At 66.4% G+C, this 12679-nt stretch carries 7 protein-coding genes and 2 pseudogenes; 5 read left to right on the forward strand and 4 right to left on the reverse strand.

Annotated features, from left to right (window positions below):
* Positions 1 to 243 precede the first annotated feature (243 nt).
* On the forward strand, positions 244 to 2403 hold the full coding sequence (locus tag ACIPSJ_RS49765; protein WP_401356658.1) for an ATP-binding protein: 2160 nt from the start codon (positions 244 to 246) through the stop codon (positions 2401 to 2403).
* Between the two features lie 599 nt (positions 2404 to 3002).
* Here ACIPSJ_RS49765 and ACIPSJ_RS49770 read toward each other — a convergent pair.
* Both ACIPSJ_RS49770 and ACIPSJ_RS49775 read right to left on the reverse strand, forming a co-directional pair.
* Positions 3003 to 4640: an ISL3 family transposase gene (locus tag ACIPSJ_RS49770; protein ID WP_401356661.1), complete on the reverse strand. Its 1638-nt coding sequence runs from the start codon at positions 4638 to 4640 to the stop codon at positions 3003 to 3005.
* Between the two features lie 8 nt (positions 4641 to 4648).
* Entirely contained in the window at positions 4649 to 5398 is a 750-nt protein-coding gene (locus tag ACIPSJ_RS49775; protein ID WP_401356664.1) for a hypothetical protein, read from the reverse strand.
* Between the two features lie 283 nt (positions 5399 to 5681).
* On the opposite strand from ACIPSJ_RS49775, the gene ACIPSJ_RS49780 reads away from it, so the two are divergent.
* Positions 5682 to 6554, forward strand: coding sequence for a helix-turn-helix domain-containing protein (locus tag ACIPSJ_RS49780; RefSeq protein WP_401356666.1), 873 nt, complete (start codon positions 5682 to 5684; stop codon positions 6552 to 6554).
* Positions 6555 to 6629: 75 nt separating this feature from the next.
* The gene (locus ACIPSJ_RS49785) at positions 6630 to 7520 is read left to right on the forward strand and encodes an aldo/keto reductase (protein WP_401356669.1); all 891 of its coding nucleotides are present in this window, start codon (positions 6630 to 6632) and stop codon (positions 7518 to 7520) included.
* A 301-nt stretch (positions 7521 to 7821) separates the two neighbouring features.
* Here ACIPSJ_RS49785 and ACIPSJ_RS49790 read toward each other — a convergent pair whose 3' ends face one another.
* Positions 7822 to 9876: a DHA2 family efflux MFS transporter permease subunit gene (locus tag ACIPSJ_RS49790; RefSeq protein WP_401356672.1), complete on the reverse strand. Its 2055-nt coding sequence runs from the start codon at positions 9874 to 9876 to the stop codon at positions 7822 to 7824.
* Positions 9877 to 10437: 561 nt separating this feature from the next.
* Between ACIPSJ_RS49790 and ACIPSJ_RS49795 the strand changes: the two are divergent.
* Positions 10438 to 11292 (forward strand): annotated as a pseudogene (locus ACIPSJ_RS49795) (IS5 family transposase).
* 69 nt (positions 11293 to 11361) lie between these two features.
* On the opposite strand, the gene ACIPSJ_RS49800 reads toward ACIPSJ_RS49795, so the two are convergent.
* The gene (locus ACIPSJ_RS49800; RefSeq protein WP_401356675.1) at positions 11362 to 11745 is read right to left on the reverse strand and encodes a hypothetical protein; all 384 of its coding nucleotides are present in this window, start codon (positions 11743 to 11745) and stop codon (positions 11362 to 11364) included.
* Between the two features lie 72 nt (positions 11746 to 11817).
* Here ACIPSJ_RS49800 and ACIPSJ_RS49805 point away from each other — a divergent pair.
* A pseudogene (locus ACIPSJ_RS49805) lies at positions 11818 to 12584 on the forward strand (transposase).
* The last annotated feature ends 95 nt before the right edge of the window (positions 12585 to 12679 follow it).

Consider the following 12679-nt stretch of genomic DNA (forward strand, 5'->3'; position numbering starts at 1 on the left):
AACAGCCTTATGTCATCTGCATGTCCACCTAATTCTGATCCGGTCGATGACGCTCGACCCAGATCACAGGTCTCTCCTGGCGACTCGTCCGCCGGACTGGAGCAGCGCGCCGAACCGCGCGCGGGTGCGCTGGCCGTGAGCATAGGGGCGCCCCGGTCGGGGAACCTGCCCGCGGCGTTCTCCAGCTTCATCGGCCGTCAGCCCGAGGTCGCCAGAATCCGCAGTCTTATGGAGGCAGCGCGGTTGGTGACACTCGCCGGGCCCGGCGGGGTCGGCAAGACCCGGCTCGCGTTGGAGGTGGCCGCCGCCTCGGCGAAAGCCTTCCCGGATGGGGCATGGCTGGTGGACCTGGCCTCAGTGCAGATGCCGGAGGCCGTGGCGGGCGTGGCCGCGAACGTGCTGGGAGTGCCGGACCTGGGCACCCGACCTGTCCTGGAACAGCTCGCGGGGTATTTGGCCGAGCGGCGGATGTTGGTCGTGCTGGACAACTGTGAGCATCTGGCTGACGCTTGTGCCAAGCTGGTGATGAATCTGCTGGCTGCCGCGCCCGAGCTGCACATCCTTGCGACGAGCCGCCACACGCTGGACATCACTGGGGAGCACATTTTCATCGTTCCTCCACTGTCTCCCGAGGACGCCATCGGCCTACTTGAGGACCGCGGTAGTGCGGTCCGGTCCGGGTTTGAGGTCAGCAAGGGAAACTGGGCCGTGGTCGCCCGGTTGTGCGCCGACCTGGACGGGCTGCCTCTGGCTATCGAGCTGGCCGCGTCCCGGCTCCGCACACTTACCCTGGAGCAGGTCGCGGAAAGGCTGGAAGACCGCTTTGGGCTGCTCACCAGTGGCAGCCCGATCGCGCTTCCTCACCAGCGAACGCTCCGCGGGGCGATCGGCTGGAGCTACGAGCTGTGCTCGCCGACCGAGCGGTTGCTATGGAACCGGCTGTCCGTCTTCGCTGGTGGGTTCAATCTCGACGCGGCCGAGGGCGTCTGCGTCGGAGAGGGCATCGGGAAACGGGAAGTGTTGGACCTCCTCGACCGTCTGGTCAGCCAGTCCGTGGTCCTGACCCTTGAGACCGAAGGTCTGTCTCGCTACCGATTGCTGGAGACCATCCGGCAGTATGGGCGGGAGCAGCTCGCCGAGTCCGGAGACGAGGAGAGGCTTCTGCTGCGCCACCGGGACTTCTTCCTTGCCCTGGCCCGGCGCATCGACGGTCACTGGTATGGCCCAGGCCAGGTTGAGGCCTTGGCCCAGCTACGTGTCGACCACCCCAATCTGCTGGCGGCCTTGGAGTGCGACGCCGTACCCCGGACCAGACTCGCCCTGGCCGCAGCACTGGGCTTCCATTGGTGCGCCGGCGGATTCCTCAGTGAGGGGCGTCGCCAACTAGAACGGGTGCTGGCGCTGGCGCCTGAGTCTGTACCGGAGCGGGGTCGGGCATTGTTGGCCGCCATCTGGGTAGCGCTGACCCAGGGCGATCTGGCGGCGGCCGACCGATGGCTGGACGAGGCCGATGCCTTGGGCGAGCAGTTGGACGACGCAGCGATGCGCGCCCAGGTGGGTGGCTTCCGCGGCGTGTCAGCGCACTACCGCGGGCAACCTGAGAAAAGTATCTCCCGGTATGAGGATGCGTGCGCCACCCTCACCGCTCTCGGCGATGAGCGTGAAGCGACTTCCTGGCTCCTCGCACTAGCCTGCGTCCAAGCCTATGCTGCGGATCCTCGTGCCTCGGAGACTTGCCGGCAGGTCATTGGAGCTTTTGAGGTGAGTGGGGAGCGGTGGGGCCGCGCGCAAGTGCTACTGGGCCTGGGGCACAATGCCTGGGCCAACGGCGACGCAGAGGCGGCTAAAGCGTTGGCCCGGTCAGCGCTGGCGAGCATGCAGGGCTTCAACGACTACGCAATGACAGCAAGGATGCTGGAACTGCTGGCGTGGACTACCAGCTTCGGAGGAGCTTATGGGAGGGCAGCTCGGCTGCTGGGAACTGCCAGTGCTCTATGGCGCAGCGCCGGTACGTCTATATCCGCGTTCGGCCCACGAGCGGCCGAAGATCACGTGCGCTGCGAGAAGGCGGTCGCAAGCGCTCTGGGGCCGGAGGCGTACGCGCGGGCACTCGAGGAAGGCTCTCGCCACGAGAGCCCCAGCCTGGCTATTCCGTACGCGTTGGACTTCAGTCATGAGCCGACGGTGCCGACCGCTGTCGCAGGTCCGCTCACCCGCCGGGAACGCGAGGTGGCGGCGTTGGTCGCTCAGGGGATGAGTAACAGACAGATCGCCTCCACTCTCCGGCTCTCGCCACGTACTGCTGCCCGGCATATCGAGAACATCCTGGCCAAATTGGACTTCAGGTGTCGCGCCCAGGTCGCTACTTGGTGGACCAGGCACCAGGCTGACGGCCTGCGCTGAACATGGCCGAACGAAGCTCCTGCTGACGATCAGTTGAATCCGTCTGCGGCCTGGTTCAGCAGGGCCTGCATCGGTCCGGCATCCCAGCTCAGTGTCGACTCCCGCCAGGACTGAGCCGGGGTGTCGGCGACGGCTGAAAAGGGTTCTGGCACGGATTCCGTGAAGTTGATCAAAGGGCCGTTACGGTCCGCGCTCGATAGCCGAGACCTGCTCAGATGGCTGTGTCGGCAGGCTCGGTGGGACAGAATGCTGGGCATGACGATTTGAAGAGCACCAGCCGGGCGGCAACACTGGCTCAAGGTCGGGAGCGGCTGGTCCGTTCCGGATGGTGACCGCCGGATCTGCGCCGCATGTGGGACGCCCGTCCGCTCGTACCAGTACCGCTTCTATCCGCCCGAGTCCTCCATGTTCGAGCGGTGCATCGGGTTCGTCTGGTGCTCAACTTGCAGGATCTACTCCGGGAACATGGTCCATGTCCCGCGGAAGCGGGTTCTGGTCGATGCCCTCGCATCCCTTCCCTCTGAACAACGGGAGCGGCTCCTGCGTTCGGAGACGCGATTGATCGAGTTCCTGGACCGCCAGGCCCGAGCCGGCGGAAGTTAGGGTCGTCGGCTGGCGGCGATCAGGAGGAGCCGCTTGCGTAGGAGGGGGAGGCGGGCACGACCGAACATGCCGCGCTTGAGGGCCTTGAGGTCGTTAACGCGGCCCTCGACCGGGCCGGAGGACCAGTCGGTGCTCATGCCGAAGATGACGGCGTCGAGGTCGGTGATCAGTCCGGCGGCGAAGGAGGCCAGGCCGCACTGCTCGTCGGCGCAGACGTCGGCGATCCAGTGCGGCAGCCGGTCTCCTTCGCGGTTGCTCATGATGGTCGCGAACGTCCGGACGTGGGCAGTGGCGGCCGTGATCTCGGGCGAGCGGTTCAGCAGTGCCTTGAGTTGCAGTTGGTCGTCCGTGCGCAGGTGGTCGGGGTGGCTCATAATCCAGCGGGTGGCTTCGCGGGGCGAGGGCGGCCGGGCCATCGGCGGCTGGCCGGAGGCGGGTTGTCGGCGTCCGGGGCGCAGTGGGTGGACGTAGTCGCGCAGGGTGCTGTAACTGCATCGGGCGCCGCGTTCCTGGATCTCGCGGTGGAGCCGCGACAGGTTCGTGCAGCCCTCGGCGATGCGTTGCTCCAGGTAGGGCCGGTATGGGTCGAGCTTGCTGGTCCGGTCTTGCCACTGACCGTGCAGCATCGCTTCCGGGGTGGCGGCGCGGGCGTACTTGCGGACGGTGTTGCGGCCCAGCCCGAGCCGGCGGGCGACTTCGCGAAGGCTCAGGCCCTGCTCGGTCAGGGCGCGGACCGCGGCATGGGTGTCGCGGAGCCGGTCAAGGAACTTCCCCGGCGGGTAGGGCTCAGGCGGCTTCTCCTCGGCCGGGGCCGGCGAGGGCTCCGGTTCTGGGTCGGGCAACGGGGCGGGCTCGACGAGGTCACGCAGGAGAGCGCGGTGGTGGGAGACGAGGCGTTCGACGGCTTCGCCGAGGTTGTGCCAGACATGCCATTTGTCGGCGCAGTGCTGGGCCTGCGGGGCGCCGGTGCGAGCGCCCTCGGCGAAGAACACGGCGCGGTCGCGACAGACGATCTCGACGCCGGGGTGGCCGTGCAGCCAGGCGGCCAGGGTCTCGGCTTCGCGGTCGGGCAGCAGGTCCAGGGGCTGGCGGGTCTCGCAGTCGATCAGGATGGTGCCGTACCGGCGGCCCTTCCTGGTAGCGAACTCGTCCACACCCAGCACCCGCGGCACCGCCCAGACCGGCTCCGGCAGCGCCATCACCACGCGCAGCACGGTCATCCGGCTGACCACGATGCCCAGCAGCAGCGCCAGCCGGGCCACGGCGCGGGCAGCCAAGACCACACCGAGCTCGCCGATCACCCGCTGCAGGACAGGCGTTCGCCGACCGTAGGGGCTGGTCAGCCCGCCGACCTGCTCGGCGAATGTCACCCGTGCACAGCCACTGTTGTCGCAGAACAGCCGGCGGACCGACAACTCGATGAGCACCGGCCGGGCACCGACCGGCGCATCGGCGATCCTGCGCCCATAGCGGCTGTGCACGCGCGTCGACGACGCCCCGCACCCCGGACAGACGGCCGCTGTCCCGTCCTTCGTGCTCGCCGCGACCCGCAGCACGCAGCTCTCCACCACCACGTGCTCCACCAGCACCGTCACCAGGTGCGGGAACACCATCTCCAGCAAGGTCTCACACACCCGCAGGATCAACGCTCAGGTGACGGAGCATCACCGGCGCACGGCAGCACGATCCACTTCACGAAATCCGTGCCTGAACCCGATTCACGCGTCGCCGACACCGGGGAGCCGGAACCGTCGGTGGTGGGTCGGGCATTGCCAGACGTTCCGGGTCGGCCAGCGAGGTCAGACAGCGGAACGCGAGTGAACCAGTGGTTGAAGCCCTGACGTAACCGTTGTGGAACCCGCATCGAAACAAGGCCGATACGCCGAACGCCCGACTGATCGCAAGGCCATGCGGTCGAAGCGATGCCGCCGGCGGCTGCTTCCGAGGCCTGCTCGGACGAAGCGCCTCGACCGGCTAGAAGTTCTCGCAACTCCGTGCTCTTGGCGGGGTGGTGGCCCTGGTCGGAGCGGTCGGAGGGGACTGTAAGACGTTCGGCTCTTCCAAGATTTTCGTAGCCGGTGGCTGCTCCCGGCAGCCCGGTCAGCTGAGCAGGGCGCGCTGGCGTAGGAGTGGCAGGGCTGCGCGGCCGTACATCTGGCTTAATCAGTTTGATCTTGTGGTTAGCGCCTTCGGTGCGTCCGTTGTGCCAGGGCAGGGTCAGGGCGGCCTCGACAGTGGCCCGGTCGCGTCCCGGGAGGGTGGTGAAGGAGCACAGGAAAGGGTGGTCGGCCTCCTGCGTCTGCCAGATCCAGTGGATGAGTCCTTCGGTGTTCGCGGGAGCGGGAGCAACAAGGGCGGCGAAGTCGCGCACGAGCGCCTCCAGGGCGGTCATCTACGGACAAGCCGCAGCCAACTGGTCGCGCAGGACCTGCTGGTCTTCGCGTAGGTGGTCGGGGTGGGGGATTGTGGCGGAGGTCGTTAGGCCAGTCGCAGGAACCTCGTCGGCCTCCCGCTACCACGCCTCCCTGGCCTGCCGTTCAACAGCACCAAAAGCCGGTAATGCGCCAGCCGTTCGAATGCAGGGGAAACACCAGCCGCATTTAATCGATGCTGAGTACATCCAGGTAAAAAATCCTCCCCCTCACAATGCGGCTGTCCGATGCCATGCTGATGACATGAACCGCGATCCTCACCGCAACGACCTGGGAGAATTCCTCAAGGCGCGCCGCGCTGAGCTCGAACCGGTCGCCGTCGGTCTGCCCGAGAGCGGTCAGCGGCGTCGTACTGCGGGCCTTCGCCGCGAGCATGTCGCCGTATTGGCTTCCATCACTACTTACTACTACGCTCGCCTCGAACAAGGCCGCATCCAGCCTTCGCAATCAGTGCTGGACATCCTGGCGCGCGTCCTACGCCTGGACGACGACCAGCGCACCTATCTCTACAAACTCGCAGCCGAGCACGACTGCCCCCCACCCCGTCGACGGCCCCGCATCAAGGTCCAGCCGCAGCTGCAGCGCATGCTCGACGACATGGCACACACCCCGGCGTTCGTGATCGGGCCGCGTACTGAGATCGTCGCCTGGAACGCTATGGGTGCTGCCCTGGTCGCCGACTTCGGGAAGATCCCCGAGCAGCAGCGCTACTACGTCAGGCTGCTGATCACCGACCCGACGATGCGCGAGCTGTACGCGGACTGGGAGGATGCCACCCGGCTGGCCATCGCGCAGATGCGGATGCACAACGCCAACAACCCCGGCGATGCGCAGATGGCCGCCCTGGTGGGAGAACTCTCGGTCCGCGACGACCAGTTCCGCCAGTGGTGGGCTGCCCACAACATCGCAGTCCGGGACACCGGATCCAAGCATCTGCGCCACCCCGTCGTCGGGGACCTGTACCTCGACTGGAACGCCATCACCTCGGCTGCCGACCCCGACCTGCAGACCATCGTCTGGACAGCCGAAGCTGGCACATCGACCCACGACAACCTGCGGCTGCTGGCGTCCTGGGCGGCCGACCCCAGGAGCACGACTGGCGAGATCCCTGCCTGACCTCCGGATATTCCCGGCCATGGGGGTATTGACGTGCCCTCCCTCGCATGGCAGGGCTTTCCTAAGGTGGACATCATGACCAACATTTCCCTCAAGCTGAACAACGGCGTTGTGATGCCGTCCCTCGGCTTCGGCGTGTTCCAATCGTCCCCGGAAGAAACTGCGGCGGCGGTCGAGACCGCGCTGAAGACGGGCTACCGGCACATCGACACTGCTGCCGTGTACGGAAACGAGCGGCAGGTGGGTGAGGGCATCCGCCGCTCTGGTCTGGAGCGCTCGCAGGTGTTCATCGAGACCAAGGTCTGGGTGAGCGACTACGGGTACGACCAGACTCTGCACGCCTTCGACAAGGCCGCCGACAAGCTCCGCGTGGAGCAGATCGACCTCCTGATCCTGCACCAGCCGGCGCCGAAGGGGTTCGACGCGACCATGGCTGCCTATCGGGCGCTCGAGACGCTACTCGCAGAGAGGAAGGTGCGTTCCATCGGGGTCAGCAACTTCATGCCCCGGCACCTGGCCCGGCTGATCGAGCATACCGGCGTCGTGCCCGCAGTGAACCAGATCGAGCTGCACCCCTACTTCACCCAGTCCGAGGTGCAGCAGGCCAATGCCCAATACGGCGTTCTCACCCAGGCGTGGTCGCCGATCGGCGGTATCACCTTCTATCCCGGCTGGGGCGAGCATCGCAGGAGCACGCTCTCCGACCCGGTGCTGGGCGAGATCGCCGACGTGCATGGTAAGACGCTGGCCCAGGTCATGCTCCGCTGGCACCTGCAGCAGGGCCGCTCCGCGATCCCGAAATCCACTACCCCCGCCCGCATCGCCGAGAACTTCGAAGTCTTCGACTTCGAGCTGTCAGCCGAGGAGACCGCCCGCATCGACGCTCTCGACACCGGCGTACGCCACGGTCCCGACCCCGACGAGCGCGACCCGATCAGCCTGGGCATCACCATTCCCGAGGCGTGAATGACGTCCAAGTAAGCACATCACCAAAGAGCACCAGCAGTCCAAGAGCGCTCATGCACTTGAAGCGACACGGTGGCGGACCACCGGATTTGGCAAAACCGGCTGATCTGGGGCTGCCGGCTTGGTCCACGTGATCCAGACGCAGGGTGACTCCGTCATGACGGGGCTTGGCTGCACGGGTGAACGTCCCGGCTGACTTGGGGCTCGGCACTGGCGCCCTCAGCGCAGGGCTCCATCACGCTGCCGAGGTCTCCGCAGCTCTGCTCTCACCGCGACCAAGCCGGGCCGTGGCACCCCAGGATCATGTGTGGCGCGTGCGCTCGCGGTGCCGGGGCGCCATGGCCTGCGCCCGCTCTGAATGCGAGCCCGGCAGCTGCGATGTCAGCTCGTCAGCCAGTTCGACCAGGTCTGTTGGCCGGCCGGGGCCCCACCAGTCCCCGAACAGTTCAGTGAAGACGTCCTCGCGGGCCGCCGACAGCTTTGCTGCAGCCTCGTGTCCCGCTGCGGTGAGGGCCAGCTCCATGCCCTCGCGAGTGGCCAGGTGGTGCTGCTCAATCTCCTGCAGGGCGGCCTCGATCACCGGCAATGGCACCCGGCTGTACTCGGACAGTCGCGTCGGCGACAGTGATCTTTCCGGTTGCAGCGCCCGCAGCAGCAGCCAGCTGGAGGCGGGCAACAGGTCGTATCCGGCTATGGCGGTGATCTTCTCGTAGATGCCGCGCCGCCCCTCGCGTGACCCGAGCACGGACAGGGCGCGGTGTACCTCCTCGCGCGAGGAGCGGTGCACGGGGTGGACGCTGATGGTCTGCGCCATGTCGGGCGCAGTGACTGATCCGCGCAGTCGATCCTCCCTGAGAAACCAGGTGAATGCGAAGGCGAGCAGGACAATCGGGGCGGCGTAGAGGAACACGTCGGTGATCGAGGTGGCGTACGCGTGCAGCGCGGACAGCCGCAGCTCGGGTGGTAGACTGGCCATGGCGCGTGGATCGGCCTCGAGCGCGGCTGCTGCTGCCTCCGAGCGCGTTGTCCCTGCAAACACGCCATGCAGCTTGTCGTCGAGCCGGTTGGTGAAGATCGTGCCGAAGACGGCGACGCCGAAAGCGGAGCCGATCGACCGGAAGAACGTGACCCCCGAGGTGGCGACGCCAAGGTCCTCGTACGACACTGCGTTCTGCACGATCAGGACGAGCACCTGCATAACGAGGCCGAGTCCGAGGCCGAAAAGGAAGAAGCAGAGGCTCATCTCGAAGTCGCCAGAGGACTCCTTGAGCCGGTGCAGAAGCAACAGCCCCGCGGCGGTGACAGCGGTGCCGAGCACCGGGAAGATCTTCCAGCGCCCGGTACGTGAGACGATCTGGCCTGACACGGTGGACGTGAGCAGGAGCCCGAGGACCATCGGCAGCATGTGCACACCCGACATGGTGGGTGACACGCCCCGCACGATCTGCAGGAACGTGGGCAGGTAGGTCATCGCGCCGAACATCGCGAAACCGATCACGAAGCTGATCGCCGAGGAAAGCGCGAATGTACGGATCAGGAACAGCTTCAGTGGAAGCACCGGTTCGGCGGCTCTGCGCTCGACGAGCAGGAAGCACACGAGCAGCACGGTGCCCAGGGTGGCGGTCCCGACGAGCGAGGCCGACGCCCATCCCCAGGTCTTGCCGCCGAGCGAGGTCACCAGGATCAGACAAGTGGCCACGGCCGCGACCAGGAGGGTACCGAGGTAGTCGATCCGATGTTTCTCGGCGTGGACTGGGGTGCGCAGCGCGGCGGCGATCACGAGGAGGGCGACGAAACCGACGGGTAGGTTGATGTAGAAGACCCAGCGCCAGCTCAGATGATCCACGAACAGTCCGCCGAGCAACGGCCCAAGGACGCTGGTCGCGCCGAAGACAGCACCGAACAGACCCTGGTAGCGGCCTCGGTCCCGGGGCGGCACGATGTCACCGACGATCGCCATCGACAGGACCATCAGGCCGCCGCCACCGAGTCCCTGCAGTGCACGGAAGGCGATCAGCTCGGACATGTTTTGCGCCAGGCCACACAGTGCCGATCCGACCAAGAAGACCATGATCGCTGCCTGGTAAAGCTTCTTACGCCCGTACTGGTCGCCCAGCTTGCCCCACAGCGGGGTCGCCGCGGTCGAGGCGAGCAAGTAGGCCGTGACGACCCAGGACAGATGGCTCATCCCGCCGAGATCGCTGACGATCGTCGGCAGCGCGGTGGAGACAATGGTTTGGTCGAGTGCCGAGATAAGCATGCCGAGCAGCAACGCGGCGATGGAGACGCGCACCCTGTGCCGGTTTCCCATGGCTGGTTGTGAGTCCACCGGCTTTTCGCTCAAGTCCTTGGCCATCGACGCCTCCTGAAGCCGAATTTGTCCTGATCTTGTTGCGACTGACAACCCGAGCGAGGGGGGGCATGGATCCCCGCCGACCATGTTGCCGACGGCGAGGCAGTAGATGACCAGGGTCGTGCCGTCGTTGCCCAGACTCTCTACGCGCAGCATGGTGGCCTGTCGGCGCGACGGCCGCCGAGCACTCAGGCTGGCCCCCAAAGCAGGCTGAGGGCGTGCCCGGCCCCTGCGACAGCCCCGGCCATGAGAATGACGAGGACGGTGCCAGCGTTCATCGGCATGATGCCGCGTGGCGCCGATGCCGACGTCTGTGTCACCGCGTGCCTCGGTAACCACCGGGGTGCGGTGGTAGCTCGATGAGGACGACGGAGACAGTCGGGCGGTCGGAAGCGGGCATGGCGGTGGCATTCCTAGGCATGGGAGTTGCTTGGTATGCCGCCTAGCCTTGCACGCGCATCGAGCGCTGTAAGGGGGAAGAAATTCTCCCTGTTTACTTCCGTCCGAGGACTCCCACCTGTGGCACGGGCTGGGACTTACTGGCTCTAATAAAAGCCGCTGATCATGTGGCTGTGGGCTTATCTGCTCGTTGGTCTGGTCGTGGGGAAACGTCAGTCGCGGCCTTGGAGCGTGTCGGATGAACTGTGGTCGCTCATTGAGCCGTTGCTGCCCGTGCCGGCACCGAAGCTGGTTGAGGGCAGACCTCGTGTGCCGGACCGGCAGGCGTTGTGCGGGATCCTCTTCGTTCTGCAACACCGGCATTCAGTGGGAGTACCTGCCCCAGGAGCTGGGCTTCGGCTCCGGCATGACCTGCTGGCGGCGACTGGCCGCCTGGAACGAGGCCAGCGTCTGGGACCAACTGCACGTACTGCTGCTGGAGGAGCTACGGTCGAAGGACAAGCTGGACTGGTCCCGGGCGGTGATCGACTCCTCCCACGTCAGGGCCGCTCGCCGGGGCCCAAAGGCGGGCCCAGCCCGGTCGACCGAGCACGTCCGGGCAGCAAGCACCACCTCATCGTCGACGGACAGGGCATCCCGCTCGCGATGTCGCTGACCGGAGGCAACCGCAACGACGTCACCCAGCTCCTGTCACTGCTCGACAAGATCCCGCCCGTCGCGGGCCGCGTCGGCAGGCCGCGCAGGCGCCCCGACGCGCTGCTGGCTGACTGCGGCTACGACCACGACAAGTACCGGCGCCTGCTCTGGGCCCGCGGGATCCGACCGGTGATCGCGAAGCGCGGCGAGCCCCACGGCACCGGCCTGGGCACCTTCCGCTACGTCGTCGAGCGCACGATCGCCTGGCTTCACGGCTTTCGGCGCTTGCGCATCCGCTGGGAACGACGAGACGACATCCACGAAGCGTTCCTCGGACTCGCCGTCTGCCTGATCACCCATCGCCACGTACAACGGCTTTGTTAGGACCAGTTAAAGTTTGTCCCGTAACCACGGGCCGTCCCCTCAACGACGGGCCGAGCCGCGCTCCTGGGGCTAGCCGAAGATGAGCTCAACGTCCTTGGCCACGCAGATCCGCAGGACAGTGACCAGCTGACTGACGTCTTCGATGCGCCGTCGGTGGACAGGGTCGCCGTCGTCAGGCTGACGTTGGTCGAGAATTGCTGTCAGCCGGGGCAACATCGCTGCGCATTGAGCAGGCGTGAGGTCGGGGCCATCGTCGTCTGGATGGTTGAGTAGTGGCACCAGCGTGGTGGAGACGCTGGACCACTGGCGATCTCCGCCGAAGCCGTCCATCTCGGCGAGCATGAAACCCTCGGCCTGGGCCAACCACTTCCTGAACATACTGAAGCCCGTGTAGGACCAGGAGACGTCTGGGCTCGCCACGTCGTCGTCACCTGGGAAGAGCATCAGTCCCATCGCGTCCCCCTACTTGTCCGGTGCCCAGGATCAACCGTGGGGAGGGGCACCGGCAATTGAAATGATCTCTGGATGGCTGGTGTGATCACGGCGGCGGAGCCGTCCTGGATAACCCCGTTCACGGGGCTGAGCCCACGCACCTTGGGCAAGTTGGTGACCCAGCTGCGGAGAGAGGGAGCCGACGCTCCGAGTCGCGGGCGCCCGTGGAGGCTGTCGCTGGCGGACCGTGTGCTGCTGGTGACCGCCTACTGGCGGACCAACTTGACGTTACGGCAACTGGCGCCGCTGTTCGGTGTGTCGAAGTCCGCAGCCAGCCGCATCATCGACCACCTTGGCCCGAAGCTCGCGCTCACGCCACGCAAGCGGTTCGTGAAGGACGCAGTGCTGATCGTGGACGGCACCCTTGTACCGACCCGCGACCGCAGCATTGCCGAGCAGTCAAAGAACTATCGCTACTCCACCGCCCACCAGGTCGTCATCGACGCCGACACCAGGGCGGTCGTGATAGTCGGCCGGCCTGTGCCCGGCAACCGTCATGACTCCCGTGGCTGGAGGAATCAGGCGCCAAGGACGCCGTCGGCCACACCACGACCATCGCTGACGGCGGCTACCAGGGCACCGGACTCGTCATTCCGCACCGCCGAGCCAGGGGCAAGGAACTCCCGGCCTGGAAGGAGGCACACAACCGCGCGCACAAGCGGGTTCGGGCACGCGTCGAGCACACCTTCGCCCGTATGAAGGGCTGGAAGATCCTCCGTGACTGCCGCCTGAAGGGCGACGGCGTCCACTACGCCATGCTCGGCATCGCCCGCCTGTACAACTTCGTCCTCACCAGATAACCGAGCCCCGGCCGGCCGCCCCTACCACCCTCAAGATCGCTTACGGGACAACCTTTAGCCACGTCAGAGCCAGCAGGGGCTTTGGGCCTCGCCGA

The sequence above is a fragment of the Streptomyces sp. NPDC090088 genome (assembly GCF_044747345.1).
Classification (GTDB): domain Bacteria; phylum Actinomycetota; class Actinomycetes; order Streptomycetales; family Streptomycetaceae; genus Streptomyces.